Origin of the sequence: Mucilaginibacter flavidus, from assembly GCF_024055575.1 — a bacterium.
Lineage (GTDB): Bacteria > Bacteroidota > Bacteroidia > Sphingobacteriales > Sphingobacteriaceae > Mucilaginibacter > Mucilaginibacter flavidus.
Genome location: NZ_JAMXOE010000008.1, coordinates 1 through 25,016 on the forward strand (window position 1 = coordinate 1; position 25,016 = coordinate 25,016).

Consider the following 25,016-nt stretch of genomic DNA (forward strand, 5'->3'; position numbering starts at 1 on the left):
AGTTTGGCCCGGAATACCCTGGTCAATTTGCCCGGAATGGGGTGGTCAATTTGCAGCGGAATCGGGTGTCAACCTATCCCGGAATCAGGTGGTCAATATCAGCGGAATATCCACTCTTATCATTGAACCGCAAATTACATACACTCAAAGTTTTAAGCGATCCAATCTAAATGTTTTGCTCGGTGGTACTTATCAGAACAGTTTAAAAAATACTCAATACACGTCTGCCAGTAATTTTAGCAATGATGCGCTTATAGAAGATGCTGGTTCAGCGAGTATCGTTTCCGTTAATAATAGTGCTGCTAACTATAAATATGAGTCCGTTTTTGCCAGAATTACCTACAATTTTGATGAAAAGTATATTATAAATGCAAGCGCGAGAAGAGACGGATCATCAAGATTTGGCCCAGGTGATCAATTTGGAAATTTCGGTGCAGTTGGTGCAGCTTGGCTGTTCAGTAATGAGCCGCTTATCAAAGATCATTTAACCTTTTTGAGTTTTGGTAAATTGAGGGCAAGTTATGGCATTACAGGTAATGATCAAATCAAGGACTACCAATACCTTTCCACCTATGCATCATCGGGATATGTTTATCAGGATGTTGCGGGTCTAAAATCCAACCAGATTTCCAATGCCAATCTGCATTGGGAGACGAATAAAAAAGCTGAAGTGGCGATGGAACTCGGCTTTTTCAAAGATCGGATTTCAATAACCATAGATCATTACCAAAATAGGAGTAGTAACCAGTTAATATCCTACACATTACCTACTATAACTGGATTCGCTAATTACCAGGCCAATTTGCCGGCTGTAGTACAAAATTCAGGATGGGAATTTGAATTGAATACAGTTAACATTAGAACAAATACCTTTAACTGGAAAACCACTTTTAATATCAGTATCCCTAAAAATCGATTGTTAAGTTTTCCCGGGCTGGCTGCATCAAGCTATGCAAATACCTTAGTTATAGGCAAAGACATCAGCCAGGCTTACGGTTATGTTCTAACAGGAGTAGACCCGGCAACCGGAACTCCACAATATGATACCCCAACAGGTAGCTCAAGCCCAAACTATTTTGATAAATGGGGACAAACGAGCCCATATTTTTATGGTGGATTTGGCAACACATGGACTTACAAAAATTGGCAACTTGATATTTTCGGTCAATTCGCTAAGCAATTTGCTAAAGGAAGCACATATTACGTTCCGGGAGCCAATTTTAATGATTTTACGAATGCGATGGGCCGCTGGCAAAACGTAGGGGACATTACCAATATTCCAAAGGCCTCAACCTTTTATGATCCATACTACGCTTATTCCACAGCCAATTGGTTTAACGCCTCTTACTTTCGTCTAAAAAACGCTTCAATTTCTTATGTTTTTCCAGATAAGTGGTTAAAGAATAAAAATATAAATCGCTTAAGGCTGTATCTGGAAGGGCAAAACCTGTTCACGATAAGATATAAAAACACTGCCCTGTACGATCCTGAAACCGGTGGAGATAATACAACAGGGATGATACCATTTCCGATAACGAGATCATTTATAGCTGGTATTCAAATCACATTTTAAATTAAAAATCATGAAAAAAGTTAAACATTTAATATTCAGCCTTTTCTTTCTGATGATCGGTCTGGCCGGTTGTCGGAAATTGATTGCTGTAGATTCGCCAGTTAACCAGCTGACAAAAGATAAAATCTTTATAGACAGCGCCTCTACTATTGCACTGCTTGATAATACCTATGCCCTTTTCAATCAAAATATTGATGGCACCTATACCCCTGAAATGGGTTATTATTCAGATGAATTAACTTATACAAGTACTAATGCAGGGACAATTGAGTTTTTAAAAAGTACTGTCTCCCCCGCAAATAGCGCTAACTTCAATATCTGGTCACGAAACTATTTTGCCATATATGAATGCAATGACATTATTGAAGGTTTAAATAGCTACAACGGAATTAAACCTGCAACTAAACTGGAATTTATTTCTGAAGTTAAATTTTTGAGAGCCTATGCTTATTTTTATCTGACTAATCTTTATGGCGCAGTACCGTTGATATTAGAAACTGATGTTAACAAAACCGCTACAGCTGCAAAAGCGGATTCTGCAACTATTTACAAACAAATAATACAAGACCTGAATGATGCGCAGACTGGTTTAGCAGAAGCTTATACAGGTTCAGGGAAAGTAAGGGCCAATAAATGGGCTGCGACAGCTTTGTTAGCCAGGGTTTATTTGTATCAAAAAAGATATGCAGAAGCTGAACAAACGGCTGCTGCAGTTATTAATTCGGGTTTATATACGCCCTTAGAATCACCTGCTTCGGTTTTCTTATCGGGAAGCAAAGAGAGCATCTTGCAATTCTATACACAGTATGGATACACAGCTGAGGGTGCTCTATTAGTACCAGGGTCAGGAAAACCATCTTATCCATTGACTAATGCCCTTTTAAGTTCTTTTGAAACGGGTGATTTGCGTAAAATAGCCTGGACCAATAAATCAACAGTAACTTCAGGAGGTACAATTACGACCTACTATTACCCCTATAAATACCATAATCGTTCAACCAACACTGGCGCACCTGAATACCTCACGGCATTGCGTATCAGTGAACAATATTTGATACGTGCGGAAGCCAGGTTACAGCAAAATAATATCAGTGGTGCTGTGGACGACCTGAATATTATTCGGCAAAGAGCCGGACTGCTGCCGTTGGCTAACTCAATTTCTTCCAGCGCATGTTTAGATGCGCTGATACACGAACGTCAGGTAGAATTGTTTGTCGAGTGGGGAAACCGATTTCTGGATTTAAAAAGGATAGGGCGGATTAATGCAGTTATGGGTGCATTTAAAACAACCTGGAAATCAACAGCGGCCTTGTTGCCTATTCCGCAAAGCGAAATTGCCACTGATCCAAATCTTACTCAAAACCCAGGATATTGAACATATAAATACATTATCTCACAATGAGAGGTCAATAAATATGAAAAATAAATTAACATATTTTACCGCGTTATGCTTATTGTTTTCCCTTAATGCACTGGCGCAGGAACAATTTGAAAAAAGATTCAGTATTTCATTTGTAAATGAGCCTTTTAGAGATGCTATAATGAAATTAACGAAAACGCAATCTCATGGAATGGCTGTTTCGTGGGGAAGCAACCTTATATACGAAAAGTCTTTACCTGTTACTGCTAATCTTCATAACGTAACTTTTGATGAAGCAATGGATTCAATTTTAGCCAAACAGAATATTTGTAAAGATTACTGGATTTTAGATTACGGTGGTGATAAAAAGACAATGGTGCTTCATCTTGAAGAACGAAAGATAGCCAATTCACGATATGTTGAGCGCAATAAGAATAAAGGCAGATACTATCATGTTGGGGATATACTGCCAGATTCTTCGTATGCGATTACTAACTATCACGGTAAAACCAATATCAAATTGGCTGATATTAAAAAGAAGCTTTTGATACTTGATATGTGGAATATTAACTGTGCCGGTTGCATAGAGGCGATGCCCGAACTTGAAAAGTTGCAGGAGAAATTTGGAAATCAGGTACAAATTATAATGGTAACAAGAGATAGCCGCGAACAGGTCGAACTGCTAAAAAAACATGTGAAAATTGTACGCGAAACCAAGCTGCCTTTTATAACAGGTGAAAATGTGTTAGGTTCATTATTTGAATATGACCAGGTACCAACACAGGTATGGATTGATGAAAGTGGCTTTGTCAAATATATTACGAAAACGCCTATTGCTTCCGAACGGCATATAAGGGATTTTCTGTCTGGCAAACGTATGGACATCAGAGATACAAAAGACACTGTTCTATCATTAAGTTATGCCCGCCCACTTGCAATAGCATTAGAACCTATACAAAGAGGAGATTTCGGTATATCCTCTTTTCTTGTGCCACATAAATCTGAAAAATATTTCTATGGAGTTTACCTCGGGGGCTTTTCGGATACGGATCGAATAAAGGGTGTAATTATGTTGCGATTAGATATAAATACGCTCTATAGAGAAGCTTATTTCGGCCATACTTTTTCAAAAACTCCTGTAATTAAAGAGTATAATCACCCTGAAAAATATGAACGGGATACTTTGTCAATGAGTAATTTTTATGATTATGAATTAGCCGTCAAAAGAAAAGAAACGACAGCTAAACAGTTTTACCATCTAATGCAGCAGGAACTGGACACTTATTTTAATATCCAAAGTACTTTAGAAAAAAGAAAGATCGACTGTTATGTAATTACGAGAATAGGTAAAATCGACCGATTAAAAGGTGTTGGTAAAACAGATAACTATCCTGTAATGGTAAACAATATATTAACCGTAAACAATGTTTCCTGGGGAGAAGTATTGAATAAGATATATGACCTATCATCAAATGTACACACTCCTTTTATTGATGAAACAGGCATAGATCACAAAATGGGAGTGAATTTCAAAATCAATACTGATTTCGACAATAGCAAAGAAGAGATACGAAAATCCCTTGCCTCGTATGGCCTTGCAATTAATAAAATACAAAGAGAGGTGCAATGTATTATACTTAAAAATGTCCAGTAATAACCGAAAATTTGAAACACAACATGAAATATATATATCTACTAATTGCTTTGCTCATTTCTATAAAGTGCAGTGCACAACAAACTGTTCAATGGACTTACAGTACAAAAAAAATTCAAAAGAATATATATGAAATTCATTTAACAGCAATGGTTCAAAATCCCTGGCATATTTATTCCCAGTATATGGATTCAGGCGGCCCATTGCCAACAACAATTACTTTAAATCATAATCCTAATATTGAGCTGATCGGAACAATTAAAGAAAAAGGAAAACTGGTAACCGAACATGTGAAAGTATTTGATATGGATGTAAAATACTATACAGATAGCGTTGATTTTGTCCAAAAACTAAAATTAAAAGATGGAGCCCATGCACCTATATCCGGTACCATCGAGTATATGTTATGTGAAGCAGATCATTGCACGCCGCCAATCAAAAGGGCTTTTGAAATTGATCTGAAATGATAAGACAGATTAAAATATGAGCCACCACATGGGTAATAAAACAAACACTATATGTATAAGTTAGATCGCCATTATTCTCACCACTTAAAAGGAGTAAAGAATTAAATCTTTACTCCTTGATAAATAAAACCAATTAAAGCTTTATATCAGCTGTCACTGATGGATGACCAACCTCTGTTCCATGAGCACAACCAACACCCAAATTTGGACAACCATAATTACTCTGGGCATCACTTATTGTGCCGGTAAATGGCGCCGACCCTGTTTTAGTCCAATTGTATTGAAGGTCAAAATGTTTTGGTGCTGCCTGTATTTTTTGAACAACTGCGCCTCCAATACCGATAGTAAATACCAAAGCCAATAGGCTAATTTTTAAAGTTTTCATAATTTTTTATATTTGTTTTTAATTACGCCATTGGTTAAAATTACAGGCAACGGCACCACCTGTACTTACGCGCGTGAAAGTATTTTAAATTCATCTGCCCCTATGTTCTATTGGTGATGTTGTTTTTTGTTTTTGTAAATATTTGATTGAGAGGATACCTGTCAGTATAAAGAATCCATTAAAGAATAAATGTTGTTTCCAACCCATCTGAGAGACAATGCCTCCACATGTACAAGGAAGATTTGAGCCTGACAAAAGCATTGCAGCAATATAAAACTCAAATACTAACAATAAGATAACGGATGCGTACAGAGCCTTAATTTTGATTGAATGGAGATATACACCAACGGCAAACCCCATGGCAATTAATATTTCAATAGAAGGCACTACCCAGCCTAAGAATGGGGCCAGTTTTTTCATTAATGGCACAGGAGCAAGTCGCATTTGAAAAACAAATTTATCATAGTCTAAAAACTTGCTCATTCCTGTATAAGCAAATAACAAAACCAATAATGCAATTATCAACACCACAAGGATATGTTTATATTTTGTTTTTTTAATTTGCAATAAATAGTTCACGGTATCCATGATTTTTACATTCTGTCCTACAAAGTAAATACAACTTAAAGCTCTAAAACAGTAGTAAATGGGTAGTAAACATTTTGATTGAATTTTATGTTTTAATTAATAATTAAGCGGAGATTAAATGAGGGCTATAGAGAATTAAAGTGTTTAGTCTCTTTTTGAATGTAAAATTCCTTAAATATTTTACTACCCTGATACCCTACAACTTTATACTGTCATAGCTTATCATAACCAATAATTAATATTGGCGAAAGTTTGTTTAACTTTAATTGCCTTTTGGAACTATGTAATAAAACGTTGCCCTTGTGGCGGAGCCAAGAATTATTGGCTTTTAACAAAGTCTAAGTAAAGCAGGAGCAGAATCATAATTATTACCACTATTTTTTTATCTTCACATTCAATTACAGGCAGGCAACCCGCATGCCTTTGTAATAAGGTTTAGGTTGAAAGTCCCCGGCAGCGAGTGTTAGGGACTTTCTTATTAAATTTCATTACCGTTTCAAACTTCATTAGGATGAAATTGTCGCTTTCTTAAACTTTTTAGTGTGATCTTAACCCTCTTAATAAAATCTTCCCCGGTAATCAATAGCCGTTTGGTTTATTTGGCCGGCAGTCCTAATGGTTTAGTTTTTAGATACTAAACCTGTGCAATTATTTTATCTTTGTTTAAATTAAATACCTTAAAATGTGCAAGTTAAATTTTGAATACGAAGCCAAAAATGTTCCAGAAGAAATGAAAATTGAATTTGAGAACCGGGCAAATAAAAAATATGCATCCGTGTGCGAAAAAATCAATAAATCAAATAGCTATGTCATTGTAAATTGGACTGGAAATCCTGAAAGATTAAGAGGCGTTTTGATTATTGATGATGAAATAAACAAAACCCTGAAACTGAATAATCTTACAGGACAGATTGACTAATTTGAGTCACTCCCAACATGTATATAGTTTCCTATATTTTTGGGTGTATCTGTACTTAGCAAAATACCGTTCGGTTGAAGAAACATTAAACACTGCTGAACAATACTTACTTAGCTGCTTTTCCTTTTGGCAATGAAGATGAACCACTTTTAGGTCTTTTGGAAAGCATCAAAAAGGGCGAGTTAATGCCTGTTGGATAAAAATATTAAACCTGTTCATTATCCGGCAAACCGTTAATATAAGTATCTATAAATTTAAGCACCTTTTCAATAACCCGTTCCACAACAATTTTCCGTTCAAGCAGCTTTGGTTTTTCTATAAGGATGTTAAATATATCATCACGCAATGGCTTCCGTTCAGTAAACAAGTAATTACCTATAATTTCGTTTAACTTTTCCGGGATTAGTCCTTCCTCTTTGCACAATTCGGCTAATGCTTTTTGCTTTTCGGCATCTACAAAAGCGTCAAATGCTGCTGGTATATCTTCAGCATCATCTATTAGCGGCAGGTTTTCATTGATAAATTTTTCAATTAATTCCTTTTTAGATCTTAATTGTACTTCGCCGGTCAATAAATCCAAAATTGCTTTCCGTTGCTGATCTTGTTCTTCTTTTGTTCCCGATTTTAGTTTGGCTAACAGCTTTAATATGTAAATAACATTAATTTCATCACGGTGGATTAATTCCAGTTCAAAATCAACATCGTTTAGAATAGAAACTTTTTCTATAGTATTATCGGTTTTTACCTTGTCGTATAGGTCGAGGTACTTACTGCGGTAATCGTTAAAAGTTTGCTCGCTCATGGCCAGGCTATCGAAGTTAAAATCCGCGAAAGTAGCCAAGATGTTTTTAACACGCATCAGTTCCCTAAAGGCTTTAACAAAGGCTAATTCTTCATCTTCATTTTGCAGGTCGTTTACACTATCCACCGTTGGGGTTATAGCGTACAAATCTTCGACACCTTTATCAAACAACGCGATATAATCCTCAATAGGCTGCATAATGATAACATCAATAGCATCTTTGTTTGAAAACAATGTTATAGCTTCATCGGTAGCGGTTTTTAGATTGCGGAAAGCAATAATGTTACCCTGTGATTTTTGTTCATTTAAAATACGGTTAGTGCGTGAATATGCCTGTATAAGGCCATGATACTTCAGATTTTTATCTACGTACAGTGTATTGAGGTATTTGCTATCGAAACCCGTTAAAAACATATTCACTACCAGTAAAATATCTACTTCCTTGTTTTTAACCCTTTTAGCAATGTCATTATAATAATTGTAAAAAGACTGGCTATCCTTTGTAGAAAACTTGGTACCAAACATTACATTATAATCCGCAATAAATTCATCCAGTTTTTCGCGGGTGTGTTTATTAATAGGGGCGGTTTCGCTTATTTCGAGTTCAGCATCAGGTATAAAACCGTTGGCATCTTTATCGTCTTCATTTGCACCATAAGAAAATATGGTAGCAATACGCAAATGATGTTCACCGGCTGTTTTCTTGGCTTTAAACAATTCGTAATACTTTATCAGCGTATCAACGCTGCTTACGCAAAACATGCCTGTAAACGACCGGCTATATGTTTTCCTGTCGTGGTTTTCGAGTATATAATTGGTGATCTTATTTAACCTGTCGGGCGATTCCAATAACTCCTTTGTGTCAATATCTTCAACCTTAATATCAATATTGTTTTTGCTGTCCTCCTTTTGCTGATAACGGCCTACATACTCAACTGAAAACTTTAATACGTTTTCATCCTTGATGGCATCGGTTATTACATATTTATGCAGGCAGTCATCAAAAAGTTCCTTTGTAGTGCGTTTGCCTAATTCATTTTTTACGGCATTATCCGCAAAAATAGGCGTTCCGGTAAAGCCAAATAGCTGATGGCTATTGAAGAATGCCTTTATACGGTTGTGTGTTTCACCAAATTGGCTACGGTGGCACTCGTCAAAAATAAAAACAATGCGTTTGTCCTTTAATTTTTCCATCCTGCTTAAATACCCTTGTTTACTAATCGCGGTATTTAGTTTTTGGATTGTCGTTACAATTAGTTTGGTATCGTCGCCTAACTGTTTTACTAAAGCCTGTGTATTATCAGTGCCATCAATACTGCCTTTACTAAAGCTGTTAAACTCTTTGGTGGTTTGGTAATCCAGGTCTTTTCTGTCAACTACAAAAACCACCTTATAAACCTGTGGAAGCTTAATTAAAAGCTGACTGGCTTTAAAAGATGTGAGGGTTTTACCCGAACCCGTAGTATGCCATATATAGCCGTTTTTGGTTGTCGTTTTTATCCGGTCGATAATAGCTTCGGAAGCGTAGTATTGATACGGACGCAAGATCATTAGGACTTTCTGTGCCTCGTTGAGCACCGTGTAACGGGTGATCATTTTAGACACATGGCAAGGCTCCAAAAATTCCTTGGTAAATTGTTCTAATTGGGTTATGATTTTATTTTCCTTATCCGACCAATAGAAAGTTTGTTTAAATGACTGGTGCGGATTGTTAGCATAATATTTAGTGTTAACGCCATTGCTGATTATAAACAACTGAATGTATAAAAACAAACCATTAGATGCCCCATAGCTATGTCTGTGATAACGGTTAGTTTGGTTAAATGCTTCTTTCAGTTCCAATCCCCGGCGTTTTAATTCTATTTGCACTAAGGGTAGACCATTTATCAGAATGGTTACGTCATAACGATTTCTATATGCTCCCTCGTTGCTTACTTGATGGGTAACTTGGAACTGGTTTTGACACCAATGATCTTGATTAATAAATTCGATGTAAGCACTATCTCCGTTTTCCTTTGTGTATTGCACCTTGTCGCGTAAAATTTTAGCACGTTCAAAGAGATTACCTTTATTTAGGTGATTTAGTATTTTGTCGAAATCTTTATCAGAAATTGTAACCTGATTATGTTTTTCTAATTGACTTTTTAGATTGTTAAGCAAGTCCTGCTCATTTTTAATAATTAAAAATTCATAGCCCAGTGCTTTCAGTTGATCTATTAGATTTTCTTCTAATACTTGTTCGGGTTGAGTGCTCATTACGTTGTTGATTAAACTAATTTCAGTTTGAATACGTTCACTGATAATTTGTGGTTTAGTATTCAATGTAGTTAGGAGATTCGATTTTTCCGCTTCATATTCTGCTAATTGCTCTGCGTATGAAAGATTATCTTGTTCAAATAGGGCCTTGCTATAACTCAATCCATTAAATGGATTTATCTCATCTAACATTTCATTGAACCCTTTATTTTCAGCATATTTCGTAATAGCCTCAACTTCTAACTCAATAGCGAAAAAATGTTCCAATATGTAGTAAACGACGCTTTCGGTCATCTTTACGATTAGTTCAGCATATTTTGAGCTGCTAAAGATAGTTTTCGGGGCAAGTTTCCCATGAGATATGTCGCCTCTTTTGTTTCTTATTTCACCAAGAGTTAGTATTAGAGAGTTCGACCTGGTAACAAAATCTATTTCAATTTCCGCGCATTTTTCAGAAAGTTTGTTTAATGCTCTTTTAAAAAGCGGTTGGAAATCTAATTTGTCAATTTCTAAATTGCTATAAGTATTGTCTAATTGTTTTAAAATTGCCTTTGAAAGACCCTCAACCAGTGATTTACAGCTTTCAATCGAAATATCAGGATTTGAGTTAATATTTAATTCTATAACTTCAATTATAGAATTGTAATAACCAAAATGCTCGTGGTTATCTTTATTTAACAGAATTAGTTCCCTTACTAATTTCATTCAAATTAGATAAACAATTTTTGTAGTAACCCTTTTTTAAAAACTTTGCTTTTTAAAATTTGCTGATTTACTTGTGCGATTTTTAAATCAACTTCAGATAAAAAATTTGCTATTTGAAGTTGCTCTTCATATTCTGGTAATTCAATGTCGAAGTTTTTTACAGATTGTGCATTCAAATTACCTTGTGTGCCTTTTTCAATATATTTTGGTAAAAACTTTTTAAAGTACAGTAAATAATAATAGATGTATTCAATGTAAATACCTTTTTTTAATATCAAATTAATAACAGCTTGTGATGTAGCAATTGGGATTTTATTTATCGAAACGAATCCGACAGATGCATACATTGAATATATAATTGAATTAGCAGGTACTATCCACGATGATGAATTATCAATACCCATTGTTGAAACTTTTTTTACGGTTCGATTCAAATACTTTCCTTGAAGGGTCATATCACTGATTGCTAAAAATGGAATTTCTCCATCATAGTATTCTTTATTTGTGGAAGTTGGCGTTCCCCCGCTTTTTATTATGGAACAAATAGAATCAAGTTTTACAATTTTCCAGGAAGCATATTCATTTCCATTATGCTTGAATCGTACTTGTTGAGTAAATATTTGTTCCAATACACCAGTTTTGTATTTCTCCAACAATGCTTTCTTTTTAGAAAGTTGCAAAATTTTAGTATCTATAACGCCAAGAAATTGAGCTATTTTCTCTTGTTCAACTAAGTTGGGTATATAGATTGATATTGTTTTTAAGGTTTCTTGTCCAATATTATACCTTGTACTACCTCCAGATTTGGTGGTAATTGCTTCCCGTATTAAATCCGTTTTCAAAAGAGAGTGCATAAAAAAAGGGTTATAGTCATTGACTTTTTTTCCCCTGATTACAAAGCCTCCAAACGTAGCTTTCCTATGTTTGTCTAAATAAACATTTGATTGGCCAACTTCCTCCCTGGTTTCCGAACTTCTTTGAAATAAAATATCACCGTAACTGACTTCATTATTTGCAAATGTCTCATCATCAATATCAACACTTCCAAGAATACGTTCATAAGTTAAATAGTCGTTGTTGATTATATCTAAAACATTAATAAATTTTATGCCTTTTCCATATCTTTCTTTATCAGCATTTATTCCATTTTTGAAACTTAAAAAATGCTCTAAGTTTTTTAATTGCCATTCACCATCAAAACCCGGAAATCTCAATTTGGGTGTTTTATTTAATTGATCCATGATTTAAAATGGTGTTTTTAGATTCAATTGTTCGCAGAAAGACAATAGTGCTTTATCCGTGACTTCAATTTCTTTATTTAGATCATGTAGTTCATCTGAAATCTGATTTAAGTTTATTACCTCCCCAACTACATAGGTATCCACATAACGAGGTATGTTTAAATTATAATCATTTTTAGAAATTATAGTTAAATCAACCACCTGACAATACCGTTCAATATCTTTTCGGCTTCTGTAAGCGTTAATAATATTATCAATATTATCATCGGAAAGAACGTTTTGATTTCCTACTTTTTCAAAATCTTTACTAGCATCGATGAAAATTATGTTATTTGGCTGCTCCCTACATTTCTTAAAAACTAAGATGCTTGTTGGGATTGACGTTCCATAAAAAATATTTGGAGGTAAGCCAACAACAGCGTCTAAATAATTGCGATCCTCTATTAAATATTGCCTTATATGAGCCTCCGCTCCCCCTCGAAAAAGCACACCGTGGGCAACAACAACTGCCATTATTCCATTATCTGATAGGTGATGGATCATGTGTTGCACAAAAGCAAAATCGGCAGTGGAACGAGGCGCTAATTTTCCGTATTGGCTAAATCTATCATCTGTCAAATGTAACGGGCTGGCACTCCATTGTGCCGAAAAAGGTGGATTTGCGACAATCGCTTCAAACCTTTCACTTAAATGTTGAGGCTGTTCTAACGTGTCCTCTTGTCTGATATCAAATTTACGGTAATGGACATCATGCAAAATCATGTTCATTCGTGCCAGGTTGTAAGTAGTACGATTTAATTCTTGTCCATAAAATTTACCAACTTCTGTTACTTCCTTTGCTACCCTTAATAATAGAGAGCCTGAGCCGCATGTTGGATCGTAAACAGATTTAAGTTTGCTTTTACCGGTTGTCACCAGCTTGGCTAAGACCTTTGAAACCTCTTGCGGGGTATAAAATTCACCGGCTTTCTTACCGGCACCACTTGCAAATTTGCCGATTAAGTACTCATACGCATCACCTAATACATCGGAATTAGCGTCCTCCAATTTAAAATCAATTTTATTAAGGTGTGCTAATACTTTAGAAATCAATGCGTTTTTAGCTGATTCGGTACGTCCAAGTTTTGTAGATGTGAGGTCAAGGTCTTCAAAAAGATTATCAAATTCATCTTCGCTATCTGTACCCATTGTACTCTGCTCGATATTGTTTAATATGCGCGCAAGGTCTTCTAATATAAAATTGCTCTTTATTTCTGCGTCATCATCTTCCGCATCAGCATTGCCTCTTTTGGCAATTTCGCTGAATAATTCCGATGGTTTTAAAAAATATCCCAGTTTTATAAGGGCTTCTTCCTTAATTGCCTCTAAGTACGCATTCCCGTCTTTGGTGTCTTCTTTTATATCTTCATATTTTATACCATCCTCTTTTAATATCTCATTGGCATAGAGATGCATTTTTTCAGATAGGTACTTATAGAATATAAAGCCTAATATATAATCGCGAAATTCATCAGCATCCATCTTACCACGTAGGGTATTAGCTATATTCCAAAGCTGTTGTTCAAGTTGTTTTTTTTGATCTTCTGACATTCGTAGTAGTCGGTTTTGTATGATTGACGAAGATAATAAAAGCAAAGTCATATTGTAATTCAAAATTAGCACAGATGCAATTGAAAAATGTGTCTAAATAATTAACATACCTCTCACATAGATATCGTTTGATCACATTCTTCCCCATTTTCTTTAGGTTTTTCTTCTTCCTCTTTAGGCTCCCCGGAGGGCGGTTGTGCAGCTTCTCCAAAAATCTCCTTTGCTTTTAATATGGCCAGTTCTTCTTTAAACAAGTCTGAAATATCCTGTTTAATCCTTAAATAACTTTCTTGTATATCTTCTTCAGTCACTTTGGCAATAATAGGCATAGGTTTATAGCTATCTTCTTCGGCTTTGATAGCCGCATGATCGTTCTGAATCTCACTATGAAATACTTTAAGCTGTATTTTGCAATTAGGATTATCCGACACAATGCCTACAAATTCTCCGGATGAAAGGGCGGCTATTTTGGCTGCTGGAATCGCATAATCCAATTGGGTAGCTTTGGTCGTAGAAGTATCACTGCTGTTAATCGTCATGCTGTTTTTATTCTGCACGATCTTGCCAAAGTTCTCTGATAAGGTTTTTGCCGTATCCCCTGTAACCTGCCCGCTGATGACATTGCCGATTATGCCGGTAATTACGTCCGCTTGTTCTGCGCCATAATCTTTCTTTAACTGGCTGAAATCCTGTACCGCTAAAGTTGTGGCTACTTTATTGCTACGGGCCGTAGCGATTAAGCTGTCGATATTATTAAAATAAATAGTCGGAAACTCGTCAAATACCAAACTGCATTTCTGCTGATCTTTCCGGTTAACCAACTTAATCATGCGGGAGATATACAAGGATAACACCGCTCCATATATCTGTAATTTTTGCGGGTTATTACCAATGCTGACTATTTTAGGTTCCTTTGGGTTATTTACATCCAGTGTAAAATCATTGCCGGAAAGTACATAATATAACTGCGGTGAAGATAACCTTGCTAAGCCAATCTTGGCGCTGGCAATCTGGCCCTCTAACTGTGCCGTTGCCTTATTGTGATAAGCGGAAATAAAGGGATTGATCAATACTTTTATTTCTTCTTCCTGCTCCAATATGGCAAATAGCTTATCGTAATCAGCCTGCATCAGTTCGATTACATGGGGCAGGGTACAATATTTACCGTCCTGGTACTTTCTTAAATACCAGATAATGGCCGTTAAAAAGTTTATTGGACTTTCTACAAAAAAGTCGCCCTGTTTTTTAATCCATTCGCGGTTTAAACCTAACATGATGGTACGGCTGGCCTCTGTAGCATCGGTTATATCTTCCATGCTTTGCGGGTCAAGCGGGTTACAGCGGTGGGTACGGGTCAGGTCGTCAAAATTGATCACATAAAAGGCCGGTTTGATTGCATAATTCTTACTGTATTTTAACAGCTTGTTATATGCTATTTTAGTCAAATCATCATATTTAAAGTCATACAGAAACAGGGTAAACCCCTTTTTGATATGCTGGTCTATGATATGACGGATAACAAAGTAAGATTTACCTGCTCCCGGCGTTCCGGCTACCAATATGCCCCGGAAGGGGTTTATGAAATTTATCCAGCTTTTACGCTGCTTGCCTTTTAAGTTATAGATTGCAGGCAGGTTAACGGAATATTCGTTGTCCAGTAATCTTTCTTCCTGCGGGAATGTTTCGTTATCCGTATTAAATATGTCCTTGTTCAGCTTGTCTTTGAGTAAACGTGATAAATAAGTGCCGCCTGTCATGATAAGCAAATAGCCTGTTCCTGTTAATGCTATATAAAAAATAGCAATCATTGTTACCGATGTATGTATGTAAAAGCATAACACGCTAATAAAATAGATTAACAGGCCCGTAATCAGGTAGGCGGAAATGCTACAATAGTTCATTTTTTCATCCTTTTTCCCTTTAACGCCCACTAATGAAATAATAAGAAACAGCAATGCCGCCAGTTTGGGTTTCCACATATTGCTGAACAAACCTGTTTTGGCAATATTGCCGATAATACGGTCAGTAATACCTGCTGTCCAGTGCCAGTGGCTAAATGCCTGGTAACAGCAGATATAAAAATGGATAGCTAAAATAAAAATGCTGATCAGTCTTGTAAAATCGATGATCTTGCGTAGTCCTTGTGTATCTTCCCCTGTTTGCATGATGATTATTTATAATGATTGTTGTTGGTCTTGTTGTTGGTCTTTCGCTTTCTTCTTTCTCTTTTTGCCTGAAATAGCTGGTGCCACCTCTGTTGCGGTTTTATTTAGCAATCCTTTCAGGAATTGGTTGTGTTCCGGCGGTTTGAGATAGGTTTTAACAGACTGCGCTTTTTTCAGGTAATTAGTTTGCTGCGCCGGTTTGAGATAGGTTTGTCGTTCAGGTTGTAACAACTTGTCTGTTGTAGTCAACCGTTCGGTGATCGCTTTTGCACTGTAAGCTTTGCCCAGGTCGCTGCCGTTGAATACAGTTTTATTTTTATTATCTACATAGGTAGTGCCATAGGTAAAGCCCTGTTCGTTTTGCCGGAATACCATGTTAATTTGCTGCTTTTGCAGTTCTGCTATCAGCGTTGCTTTAGTGATGCTTTCATACTTACTGAATACTTTTTCGATACGTTCTTTTAAGTTATCACGGAATGGCTTACGTTTTTCGATGTTCTTTTCAAATTCCTTTTCAAGGTTAGCTAACGTGGGTTTATCATAGATGGCGCTGGCCTTGATCGGTACGCCAACCTGTTCACCTTTTTCATTGGTGATACTGTACATTAACCCATTTTTCTGATACATCATTGTAGTTTCCCCGCCCCGGTCTGCTTTCACATTGAACTGCTTCAGTACGGCATTCATTTCGGCAAGCGAAGTGAATTTATAGGTACGGATAACAGCATTTACAATATTGGTAATTGTTCGTTTGGTTGGCATTTTGCCATAAATAGCATTTTCAATATTCGCTGCTTTAATGCCCAGGGCATTACTTAATTGCCTGCCCTCGGCCTGTACAAGCTTAAATTCTTTTTCCAATTCTTTCCTTGCTGTTTCAGATAATGTCCTGCCTATACCATGTATGTCAATGCGTTTGCCGTCTGCTTTCATATTAGTCGTGGCAATATGTAAATGTGGGTGCGCGGCATCTGCGTGTTTGTAAACCAAATAAGGCTGGTCGCCAAATCCTATCTTTTCCATATATGATGCGGTGATCTGTTGTAGCCGTTCATCAGTGAGGTTGTCCAGGTTATCAAAGTTCAGGGTGATATGCAAAGCATTGGTTTTTACCTTGCCGTTCAGCATCGTCAGATTTTCAAAGCGGTGCAACTTTTGTTCCAGGTTCATTCCGGTAACATCAGTGGCAAAGCCGCTGGCCATCATCAGTTGTGCCTCGTGTGCCGCTACCTTGTTTTCATTATAATGCAGCATACCCCGGATGCTTTTACCGCTTACGATCTTGGCAACCATTTTTCTGCAAGCTGTGATATGATGATTAATAGCTGTTCAACCCGTTCCCCCACCTTTTTATACAGCTCGGCGGTTTTCAGCACATAGAAGGCCCTTTGTGATTCACTTCCGCTGATATGGAAACGGTGGGTCTGCTGGTTGATATTGATGCCGATGGCTTTGAGTTCTTTCCTTATTAGTGCCATTTCCTCCATTGGCGCATTAAGGGATATGTCACGGTAAAAGCAGTTAATCTTTTCGTTTGACAATATTTTACGGGCGACTTCGCCAATGGACCCGCAATCACTTGATGCCTTAATTTTTTCCAGTTTTTCGAGGTCTTTTTGAGTTACTCTTGTCCTGATGGAACAGGTAAAAAGTTCTTGCTGGTTTATTGCTTTTTTCCTTGACATTTGATACATCGTTTAAAAGTTTCCAGACTTCGCGAGTTCCGAGCGAAGTCCCCCGCTCAAGCGGGGCAAGATAATTTTTGGGGACAAAAATACATCTTGCTGCATCCTGACGGATGCCGGAACTGACGTTCCGAAACCGCTGCGCAGTTTGGTTTGTACTTGATAAATAGTAGTTAAGTTCTTCAAAACCCTTGGAGGTTATGGTCGGATTTACTAATTGCCTTTCGGCTTTCGATCCGGCAGATCCAGCGGGATAAAAGAGCGTAATAGCTGGCGTATCCGCTGCCGCGGCTGCTGCCGGAAGTTTCTGATTTTCGGGAAGTAAGTGCCGTTAAACTCACGACCTTTGAGTTCGGGTATTGTGCGTGTATTTTTCATGACTATCTGAATTGATAGCCAAAAGTCGCGGAGTTAATTTGTTAGACTTCGCAAGTGGGACGGTAGGTGCGAACGATTTATTTGTTTGCGGGATGATAGTTTCTTTGGATGTTTATTATTGATCTATTAATTATTTGCTGGTTATATCATTAAAAGAGGACAGTTGTCAAGTATTAATTATTTCCCGCATATCACGTTATTCTTGCGAATAGAATAATTTTAATTCGGGCAGTTTTGTCTTTTGATTAGAGAAAGACAGGTTGATATGCAGAAAGAGAAACGTTCGATAACACCGGAAAAAGCGGTAAAAATTCTTCAGGAATATGGAACAATTGTTAGTCTTGAAGAAGCGAAAATAATTTTGGATTTCATGTATAAAATTGCTAAATTATCCCTCGATCAATACATAAAAGTCTAAATTTTTCAGGATGAGAACAGCAGATATATATATCCGGGTAAGTACGGATGAGCAGGCGGATAAGGGATATTCTCAACGCGACCAGGATGATAGGTTAAAGCAGTATTGCGAAAAGAACGGGATACAAGTTAGAAAAGTGATGTTTGAAGATTATTCTGCCAAAACATTTAACAGGCCGCAATGGACAAGATATTTGGCAGAAATACGCAAACAAAAAGGACGGGGGGCTGATTTGATATTGTTTACAAAATGGGATCGGTTTAGCCGTAATGCAGGGGATGCTTATCAAATGATTTCTATTTTGAAAAGAATGGAAATTGAGCCGCAAGCGATAGAGCAGCCCTTAAACATGGAGATTCCGGAAAGTAAAATCATGCTGGCATTCTACCTTGCAACACCGGAGGTGGAAAATGACCGCCGTGCCTTGAACGTAAAACAGGGGATGAGGCGAGCGCGCAAAGAAGGGCGTTTTATGGGACGAGCACCTATTGGGTACGATAATAAAACGCGAGAAGATGGCAGTAAGTACATAGTAATTAATGAAATTGAGAGTTCACATCTCAAATGGATATTTGAAACGATTGCGGAAGGAATTTTTATGCCAGACCAAATTCGGAAAATGGCTAATGATAGGGGTTTTCCGGTTAGTCGAATGAACTTTTACCGAGAAATAAGAAATCCGCTATACTGTGGTAAGATTGTCGTTAAGGCCTACAAGGAAGAAAACGAACAATGGGTAAAGGGATTGCATGAGAAGATCATATCGGAAGTGTTATTTTATAAAGTTCAGGATATTCTGACCGGGCGTTCTAAAGTATTGCGTCTCCAAGCGGTAAAGAACAATGAATGTTTACCATTACAGGGTATGTTGGAATGTGCCACCTGTAGCAGGAACCTAACAGGCAGCGCTTCAAGAGGTAAAAAAGGAGGATACTATTATTATTACCATTCCCAGGCTTCTTATGGCTGTGGTTGTCGTTATAAAGCAGATGATATACATAAGGGAATTGTTGAAGAACTCAAAAAATTTATCCCCTTGCCTGGTTTGAACCAGTTATATAAGTTGGTGCTGTTGGACGTCTATAAAACTTTTAGAGGGGAAACCAATTCTGAACGGAAAAGTATTGTCGAAAAAATCGAAGATATTAATGGGAAGTTAGCCAATGCCAGGGAGCTATTATTTGACGGGCGGCTGGAGGTAGATGACTATGCAATAATGAAGAAAGACTGCGAAGAAAAGATAAAAAGACTTGAATTGAAGTTGTCGGAAGCAGCGGTACAGAAATCGAACACCGTTAGCATAGATAATATGCTACTGGAGGCATTAGAGGCACTTTCGAGATTAGATAGTTTGTATAGTGATGGCGATGCTTTTGTTAAAAAACAGGTATTGGGTTCGATTTATAGGGAAAAGTTGTGCTTTGATGGTAAGGATTATCGAACCCCGAAACTCAATGAAGCGGCCGAACTTATCTATCAGATTAACAATACTTTAAGGCATAAAAAAAACGGGAAAGATTGCAAGCCATTGCAACTTTCCCGTTCAGTACTCAGAGCGGGAATCGAACCCGCACTCCGTTTACGGGAACAGGATTTTAAGTCCTGCGTGTCTACCAGTTCCACCATCTGAGCATGGTATTGGGCTTTGTACCCAGAGCCGGGGTCGATTCGACCCGGCCTTGTCAAAGATAATCATTGCTTGCCAATAATTAACCTTTAACAATAAATCCCTTCTTATGGAAGGGATTTGAGCGAAAGACGAGATTCGAACTCGCGACCCCGACCTTGGCAAGGTCGTGCTCTACCAACTGAGCTACTTTCGCATTTTTTTCCGCTTTTAACCGGCCTTCAATCGCTGAAGCCCTTACCTCGTTTGCGGGAGTGCAAATATAGGCAGAAAAGGATTTCCTGCAAGGAAAATTTTTATTTTTTTTAAAGTTTTTTATAAGTCATTGGATTTCAAAAGGTCTGCGATCAAATCCGCTTCAAATCCACGGCTCACAGCGTAATTCTGCAATTTATAGTTCCGTTTGAAGTTATCTTTTTCTATAACAGTCCGGGCCTTTTTGGTCAAAACGGCCTCCAGCATCCGCATATAGTCGTCGCCATCAATGGTGAGCAGCGCTTTTTTTATCAAAACATCGGGCACTTTTTTAAACTTAAGGCCCTGTTTTATCTTAATCCTGCCCCACCCCTTTTGTTTAAACTTACCCTGGGTGTATGCTTTTGCAAACCGTTCTTCGTTTAAATAGTTGCCGCCAATCAGTTCACTGATGATATTTTCAACCGCATCAGGCCATAGCCCCCACTCGTAAAGCTTGTCCCTAACCTCCTGCTGCGAGCGTTCCTGGTAGGCGCAATAGTGCTCGGCCTTGGTAAGCGCAACTTTCGGATCGGTTATTTTTGTTTTTTTCGGGCTGTCCATTAAAACCAAAAATCGTTAAAAATTCTTCTATCTACAGAAATATAAGCAAATTCGTACCATGCTCAGCAATCAATACACCATTACTGAAATACAGCAGATACTAAACGCCGATGGAGATATTGTTAAAGATTACACTATCAGCACTTTATTAACCGACAGCCGCCGCATCAGCAGCGCTACCGCCGGGCTGTTCTTTGCTTTAAGCGGCCGCCGCAACGGCCACGAGTTTATTGCCGAGGCTTACGCAGCGGGTGTCCGTAATTTTGTGGTGAGGCAGGGCAGCGACATCAAAGCACCCGAGGCAAATTTTTTAATGGTAGCCGATGTGCTGGCAGCACTGCAAAATTTAGCTGCTTACCACCGCAGCCGCTTCAATTTGGAAGTAATTGGCATAACAGGCAGTAACGGCAAAACCATTGTGAAGGAATGGTTGTACCAGTTAATGTCGCCCGATAAAAACATTGTGCGCAACCCCAAAAGCTATAATTCGCAAATTGGCGTTCCGCTTTCAATTTGGCAGATCAATGAGAAAAACGATCTGGGCATTTTCGAGGCCGGTATCTCAACGGTTGATGAGATGGACAAGCTGGAAACCATCATAAAGCCAACCATAGGCGTACTAACCCACATCGGCCCGGCGCACGACGAAGGTTTCGAAGATCGCAGCCAAAAGATGCTGGAAAAGTTAAAGCTTTTTAAAAACTGCCGCCTGCTCATACACAACTATGAGCAATTGCTCGACTATGGAGAAGATATCCCTGCGGAAAACTGCTTTACCTGGAGCACTACCTTTAAGCAGGCAGATCTATACGTTTTTAGCGGAACAGTAATTTCGAAAAACCAGTACCTAAGGGCGATGTACAAAGGCCAGGAAATTGAGTGCCTTATCCCCTTCCTGGATGAAGCCTCGGTTGAGAATGCTACCGTATGCTGGGCCACCATGCTGGCCATGGGCTATGCGCCGGCAGAGGCCGATAACCGTATAGAGCGCCTGAGCGCAGTAAGCATGCGCCTGGAACTAAAAACCGGGATAAATGACTGCTCAGTTATTGATGATTCGTACAACTCCGACCTGCAATCGCTGGAGATTGCCCTGAACTTTTTAACGCAGCAAAATCAGCACCGTAAAAAAACGGTGATCCTGTCGGATATTTACCAATCGGGCCTGCAGGCCGACGTGCTGTACAAACAGGTGGCCGATTTGATAAAGATAAAGCAGGTAGATAAGTTTATCGGTGTTGGGCAGTCACTATTAAGCCACCAGGATTTTTTTGATACGGCAGAAAAACACTTTTACCCGGATACGGCAAGTATGCTGCAGCATTTGCGCGCGTTAAGCTTCAAAGACGAAACCATCCTGATAAAAGGCTCGCGCAGCTTTGAGTTTGAGCGGATAAGCCGGGTGCTGGTACAAAAAGCGCACGAAACCATCTTGGAGATTAACCTGAATGCCTTATTGAACAACCTTAACTTTTACCGCTCCAAATTAAAACCGGGTGTAAAGGTGATGGCTATGGTTAAGGCCTTTAGCTATGGCAGCGGTACGTTCGAGGTAGCCAACATCCTGCAATACAACAAGGTTGATTATTTGGCAGTGGCCTACATTGACGAAGGTGTGGCATTGCGTAATACCGGCATAAGTCTGCCCATAATGATATTAAACCCCGAAGCTTCAGCATTTGATAAACTGACAGAATTCAACCTGGAGCCCGTTATCTACAGCTTCGGCCTGTTTGATGATTACATTAAATACGCCCGCGAAAAAAATGTGCTCAACTACCCTATCCACCTAAAAATTGATACAGGTATGCACCGGTTGGGTTTTGAAAGCGCAGATATAGAAACACTGTGCGATATGCTGGAAGAAAACCGCTACGTGCGCGTTGAATCCATATTCTCGCACCTGGTTGCCAGCGAAGACAAAAAGCACGACGAATTCACCAAAACCCAGATCAAAAAGTTCGAATCGGCTTTTAAACAGGTTGAAAACACACTGGGCTATAAGGTGATTAAACATTTAAGCAACACATCGGGCATTATACGCTGGCCTGGCGCGCAGTATGATATGGTGCGGCTGGGTATAGGCCTTTATGGTATAGATACGGGGATGAAAACACCCGATACCGGCCTGCAACCCATTGCCAGCCTGAAAACCAGCATAGCCCAGGTTAAAAAAGTAAAAGCCGGCGAAACCATCAGCTACAGCCGCAGCGGCAGCCTGCCAAAGGATGGCAAAATTGCTACCGTCCGCATTGGATACGCTGATGGGTATTTACGGGCCTTTGGTAATGGTGTGGGCAAAATGCTGGTTAAAGGGCAACTGGTGCCTACCGTTGGCAATATAACCATGGACATGTGCATGATCGACGTTACAGGCATCGACGCCCGCGAAGGCGACGAAGTAATAATATTTAATGAAGAACAACGTATTAATGAGCTTGCCACGCAAATTGGCACCATCCCCTACGAAATATTAACAAATGTATCGCAACGGGTAAAAAGGGTGTACTTTTACGAATAGAAACCAGGTTGAAAGATGAAGCAATTGTTCCGCGCGCTTTTACGGTACTTTTTTAAAGGATTATTGGTAGTAGTCCCGCTTGGGGCTGCGTTCCTGTTGATCTTTTGGGCGGTTAAAACTTTGGATAATGCGCTTAACCTAAGCGACTTTTTATGGACCGACCCAAAAACCGGCAAGCCGATGTACATACCCGGCCTGGGTATTGTAAACGTGGTAGTAATTATTTTAGTAGCCGGCATACTGGTTACCAATGTAGTTACCGACCCGATAAAACGCTGGTTTTACCGCTGGCTTAACCGTTTGCCGTTGTTTAAATTCCTTTATTCTTCCATCAAGGATTTAACAGAAGCATTTGTTGGCGAAGAAAAGAAGTTTAACGAGCCTGTTTTAGTCGAGATAAACGAATTTGGCGTAAAGAAAATAGGTTTTGTAACCCAAAAAGACCTTTCGGCACTGAACCTGCCGGGCGACGTGGCGGTGTATTTCCCATGGTCTTACTCGTTTGCCGGGCAAGTGATCATCATATCTGCCGATAAGGTAAAACCAATTGACAAAAGCGCGGCAGATATGATGAAGTTTGTTATTTCGGGCGGGGTTAGCGGATTATAAGAAGGAATTGTGAAAACACGATGCATTGCGCCTGATATATGATTAGGCAACAAACCATATTTGCTAACTGTCAGCGGGAGACGCCTTTACACACGCCCGATAACACCTTTTCGATTATAACAAAACCGTCAAATTCTACAATCGTCTAATTTTAAGGCGTACAATTGGTATCTTTGCAAAATTATGAGTAAGCACGGCAGGATATTAGTGGCAATGAGCGGCGGGGTTGATAGTTCGGTGGCGGCAGTTATGCTGCACGAGCAGGGTTATGAAGTTATCGGGCTCACCATGAAAACCTGGGACTACGCCTCGTCTGGCGGTAGCTCAAAAGAAACCGGCTGCTGTAGCCTGGACAGTATTAACGATGCCCGAGCATTAGCTGTTGGCTACGGTTTCCCGCATTATATTTTGGATATAAGGAGTGAATTCGGCGATTTTGTTATCGACAATTTCGTTGATGAATACCTCGCCGGCCGCACCCCAAACCCCTGTGTACTATGCAATACTCATATTAAATGGGAAGCCCTCCTGAAGCGCGCCGATAAGCTGGATTGCGAATTTATTGCAACCGGGCATTATGCCAACATCCGCTTACAGGACAATGGCCGCTATGTAATATCAAAAGGTAAAGACGAAAATAAAGACCAGTCGTACGTGCTTTGGGGTGTATCGCAAAAAAACCTGGCGCGTACCAAATTCCCGTTGGGTAGTTTCTCGAAACCCGAGATACGCCAAATGGCTTTAGATATGGGCCAAATGGAGCTTGCCGCGAAAAGCGAAAGCTATGAAATATGCTTTGTACCCGATAACGACTACCGCGCCTTTTTAAGGCACAAAGTGGGCGACCTTGAAGAACGCGTTGCCGGCGGCAATTTTGTTTTAACCGATGGCACAGTAGTAGGCAAGCACCAGGGATACCCGTTTTATACCATAGGCCAGCGTAAAGGCCTGGGTATTGCCTTGGGCCACCCCATGTTTGTAACCAACATACAGCCTGAAACCAACACTGTAGTATTAGGTACTGTTGACGAATTGGAACGCAGACAAGCCTGGGTTAAAAACCTTAACCTGGTAAAATACGAAACCATTACCGAGCCGCTGGAAGCCATCACCAAAATAAGGTACAAAGACGCCGGCACCCAAAGCACGATCCAGCAAATGGGCGAACATATGATGGTCGATTTCCACCACTCTGTTTCGGGCATTGCGCCGGGGCAGTCTGCTGTATTTTATGAAGGGAATGATTTACTTGGCGGCGGATTTTTAATGTAGCGG

Annotated in this window: 19 protein-coding genes, 2 tRNA genes and 1 pseudogene; 10 read left to right on the forward strand and 12 right to left on the reverse strand. The window is 38.9% G+C overall.

The window, feature by feature from the left end:
• The 4 genes from NAF19_RS13665 to NAF19_RS13680 all read left to right on the forward strand — a co-directional run.
• Positions 1-1,573 (forward strand): TonB-dependent receptor domain-containing protein (locus NAF19_RS13665; RefSeq protein ID WP_252790623.1); only part of this gene is annotated, 1,573 nt, incomplete at its 5' end.
• Positions 1,574-1,583: 10 nt separating this feature from the next.
• A complete protein-coding gene (locus tag NAF19_RS13670; RefSeq protein WP_252790624.1) occupies positions 1,584-2,948 on the forward strand; it encodes a RagB/SusD family nutrient uptake outer membrane protein in 1,365 nt (454 codons plus the stop codon).
• Positions 2,949-2,988: 40 nt separating this feature from the next.
• Positions 2,989-4,587, forward strand: a complete 1,599-nt coding sequence (locus NAF19_RS13675; RefSeq protein ID WP_252790625.1) for a TlpA family protein disulfide reductase — start codon at positions 2,989-2,991, stop codon at positions 4,585-4,587.
• A 23-nt stretch (positions 4,588-4,610) separates the two neighbouring features.
• A complete protein-coding gene (locus NAF19_RS13680) occupies positions 4,611-5,054 on the forward strand; it encodes a protein-disulfide reductase DsbD domain-containing protein (protein ID WP_252790626.1) in 444 nt (147 codons plus the stop codon).
• Between the two features lie 133 nt (positions 5,055-5,187).
• Here NAF19_RS13680 and NAF19_RS13685 read toward each other — a convergent pair whose 3' ends face one another.
• Both NAF19_RS13685 and NAF19_RS13690 read right to left on the reverse strand, forming a co-directional pair.
• Positions 5,188-5,439 (reverse strand): hypothetical protein, encoded by a 252-nt coding sequence (locus tag NAF19_RS13685; protein ID WP_252790627.1) that lies wholly within the window; start codon positions 5,437-5,439, stop codon positions 5,188-5,190.
• A 90-nt stretch (positions 5,440-5,529) separates the two neighbouring features.
• Entirely contained in the window at positions 5,530-6,027 is a 498-nt protein-coding gene (locus NAF19_RS13690) for a MauE/DoxX family redox-associated membrane protein (protein WP_252790628.1), read from the reverse strand.
• A gap of 682 nt (positions 6,028-6,709) precedes the next feature.
• Here NAF19_RS13690 and NAF19_RS13695 point away from each other — a divergent pair.
• Positions 6,710-6,946, forward strand: a complete 237-nt coding sequence (locus NAF19_RS13695) for a hypothetical protein (RefSeq protein ID WP_252790629.1) — start codon at positions 6,710-6,712, stop codon at positions 6,944-6,946.
• Between the two features lie 205 nt (positions 6,947-7,151).
• On the opposite strand, the gene NAF19_RS13700 is transcribed toward NAF19_RS13695, so the two are convergent.
• From NAF19_RS13700 to NAF19_RS13730, 7 genes are all read right to left on the reverse strand, one after another.
• Positions 7,152-10,709, reverse strand: coding sequence for a type I restriction endonuclease subunit R, EcoR124 family (locus tag NAF19_RS13700; RefSeq protein WP_252790630.1), 3,558 nt, complete (start codon positions 10,707-10,709; stop codon positions 7,152-7,154).
• 5 nt (positions 10,710-10,714) lie between these two features.
• Positions 10,715-11,950, reverse strand: a complete 1,236-nt coding sequence (locus NAF19_RS13705) for a restriction endonuclease subunit S (RefSeq protein ID WP_252790631.1) — start codon at positions 11,948-11,950, stop codon at positions 10,715-10,717.
• A gap of 3 nt (positions 11,951-11,953) precedes the next feature.
• Entirely contained in the window at positions 11,954-13,540 is a 1,587-nt protein-coding gene (locus NAF19_RS13710; RefSeq protein ID WP_252790632.1) for a type I restriction-modification system subunit M, read from the reverse strand.
• Between the two features lie 113 nt (positions 13,541-13,653).
• A complete protein-coding gene (gene mobC, locus NAF19_RS13715; protein ID WP_252790633.1) occupies positions 13,654-15,705 on the reverse strand; it encodes a conjugal transfer protein MobC in 2,052 nt (683 codons plus the stop codon).
• A 9-nt stretch (positions 15,706-15,714) separates the two neighbouring features.
• Positions 15,715-16,998, reverse strand: coding sequence for a relaxase/mobilization nuclease domain-containing protein (locus tag NAF19_RS13720; RefSeq protein ID WP_252790634.1), 1,284 nt, complete (start codon positions 16,996-16,998; stop codon positions 15,715-15,717).
• Complete coding sequence (locus tag NAF19_RS13725; RefSeq protein ID WP_252790635.1) at positions 16,980-17,390, reverse strand: mobilization protein; 411 nt, start codon at positions 17,388-17,390, stop codon at positions 16,980-16,982. The genes NAF19_RS13720 and NAF19_RS13725 overlap by 19 nt, the downstream gene beginning before the upstream one ends.
• Before the next feature lie 213 nt (positions 17,391-17,603).
• On the reverse strand, positions 17,604-17,768 hold the full coding sequence (locus tag NAF19_RS13730; RefSeq protein ID WP_252790636.1) for a hypothetical protein: 165 nt from the start codon (positions 17,766-17,768) through the stop codon (positions 17,604-17,606).
• A gap of 265 nt (positions 17,769-18,033) precedes the next feature.
• Here NAF19_RS13730 and NAF19_RS13735 point away from each other — a divergent pair, with 265 nt between their 5' ends.
• Entirely contained in the window at positions 18,034-18,186 is a 153-nt protein-coding gene (locus NAF19_RS13735; RefSeq protein WP_252790637.1) for a hypothetical protein, read from the forward strand.
• Between the two features lie 10 nt (positions 18,187-18,196).
• Positions 18,197-19,195, forward strand: a pseudogene (locus NAF19_RS13740) (recombinase family protein); the annotation flags it as partial.
• Between the two features lie 538 nt (positions 19,196-19,733).
• Here NAF19_RS13740 and NAF19_RS13745 read toward each other — a convergent pair.
• The 3 genes from NAF19_RS13745 to NAF19_RS13755 all read right to left on the reverse strand — a co-directional run bounded on the left by NAF19_RS13745 (position 19,734) and on the right by NAF19_RS13755 (position 20,611).
• A tRNA-Leu gene (locus NAF19_RS13745) sits at positions 19,734-19,818 on the reverse strand.
• A 118-nt stretch (positions 19,819-19,936) separates the two neighbouring features.
• Positions 19,937-20,009, reverse strand: a tRNA-Gly gene (locus NAF19_RS13750).
• A gap of 119 nt (positions 20,010-20,128) precedes the next feature.
• Positions 20,129-20,611: a regulatory protein RecX gene (locus tag NAF19_RS13755; protein ID WP_252790638.1), complete on the reverse strand. Its 483-nt coding sequence runs from the start codon at positions 20,609-20,611 to the stop codon at positions 20,129-20,131.
• Between the two features lie 58 nt (positions 20,612-20,669).
• Here NAF19_RS13755 and NAF19_RS13760 point away from each other — a divergent pair, with 58 nt between their 5' ends.
• From NAF19_RS13760 to mnmA, 3 genes are all read left to right on the forward strand, one after another.
• Positions 20,670-23,132, forward strand: coding sequence for a bifunctional UDP-N-acetylmuramoyl-tripeptide:D-alanyl-D-alanine ligase/alanine racemase (locus tag NAF19_RS13760; RefSeq protein WP_252790639.1), 2,463 nt, complete (start codon positions 20,670-20,672; stop codon positions 23,130-23,132).
• A gap of 15 nt (positions 23,133-23,147) precedes the next feature.
• Positions 23,148-23,741 (forward strand): DUF502 domain-containing protein, encoded by a 594-nt coding sequence (locus NAF19_RS13765; protein ID WP_252790640.1) that lies wholly within the window; start codon positions 23,148-23,150, stop codon positions 23,739-23,741.
• 183 nt (positions 23,742-23,924) lie between these two features.
• The gene (gene mnmA, locus NAF19_RS13770; RefSeq protein ID WP_252790641.1) at positions 23,925-25,013 is read left to right on the forward strand and encodes a tRNA 2-thiouridine(34) synthase MnmA; all 1,089 of its coding nucleotides are present in this window, start codon (positions 23,925-23,927) and stop codon (positions 25,011-25,013) included.
• Positions 25,014-25,016 lie beyond the last annotated feature (3 nt).

Excerpts from the sequence above, each read along its gene's own strand:
- NAF19_RS13730 (WP_252790636.1), bottom strand. The coding sequence starts at position 17,768 with ATGAAAAATACACGCACAATACCCGAACTCAAAGGTCGTGAGTTTAAC.
- NAF19_RS13705 (WP_252790631.1), bottom strand. The coding sequence starts at position 11,950 with ATGGATCAATTAAATAAAACACCCAAATTGAGATTTCCGGGTTTTGAT.
- NAF19_RS13710 (WP_252790632.1), bottom strand. The coding sequence starts at position 13,540 with ATGTCAGAAGATCAAAAAAAACAACTTGAACAACAGCTTTGGAATATA.
- NAF19_RS13720 (WP_252790634.1), bottom strand. The coding sequence starts at position 16,998 with ATGGTTGCCAAGATCGTAAGCGGTAAAAGCATCCGGGGTATGCTGCAT.
- NAF19_RS13670 (WP_252790624.1), top strand. The coding sequence starts at position 1,584 with ATGAAAAAAGTTAAACATTTAATATTCAGCCTTTTCTTTCTGATGATC.
- NAF19_RS13695 (WP_252790629.1), top strand. The coding sequence starts at position 6,710 with ATGTGCAAGTTAAATTTTGAATACGAAGCCAAAAATGTTCCAGAAGAA.
- NAF19_RS13685 (WP_252790627.1), bottom strand. The coding sequence starts at position 5,439 with ATGAAAACTTTAAAAATTAGCCTATTGGCTTTGGTATTTACTATCGGT.
- NAF19_RS13690 (WP_252790628.1), bottom strand. The coding sequence starts at position 6,027 with ATGGATACCGTGAACTATTTATTGCAAATTAAAAAAACAAAATATAAA.
- NAF19_RS13680 (WP_252790626.1), top strand. The coding sequence starts at position 4,611 with ATGAAATATATATATCTACTAATTGCTTTGCTCATTTCTATAAAGTGC.
- NAF19_RS13725 (WP_252790635.1), bottom strand. The coding sequence starts at position 17,390 with ATGTCAAGGAAAAAAGCAATAAACCAGCAAGAACTTTTTACCTGTTCC.
- mobC (WP_252790633.1), bottom strand. The coding sequence starts at position 15,705 with ATGCAAACAGGGGAAGATACACAAGGACTACGCAAGATCATCGATTTT.
- NAF19_RS13675 (WP_252790625.1), top strand. The coding sequence starts at position 2,989 with ATGAAAAATAAATTAACATATTTTACCGCGTTATGCTTATTGTTTTCC.
- mnmA (WP_252790641.1), top strand. The coding sequence starts at position 23,925 with ATGAGTAAGCACGGCAGGATATTAGTGGCAATGAGCGGCGGGGTTGAT.
- NAF19_RS13700 (WP_252790630.1), bottom strand. The coding sequence starts at position 10,709 with ATGAAATTAGTAAGGGAACTAATTCTGTTAAATAAAGATAACCACGAG.
- NAF19_RS13765 (WP_252790640.1), top strand. The coding sequence starts at position 23,148 with ATGAAGCAATTGTTCCGCGCGCTTTTACGGTACTTTTTTAAAGGATTA.
- NAF19_RS13760 (WP_252790639.1), top strand. The coding sequence starts at position 20,670 with ATGCTCAGCAATCAATACACCATTACTGAAATACAGCAGATACTAAAC.
- NAF19_RS13735 (WP_252790637.1), top strand. The coding sequence starts at position 18,034 with ATGCAGAAAGAGAAACGTTCGATAACACCGGAAAAAGCGGTAAAAATT.
- NAF19_RS13755 (WP_252790638.1), bottom strand. The coding sequence starts at position 20,611 with ATGGACAGCCCGAAAAAAACAAAAATAACCGATCCGAAAGTTGCGCTT.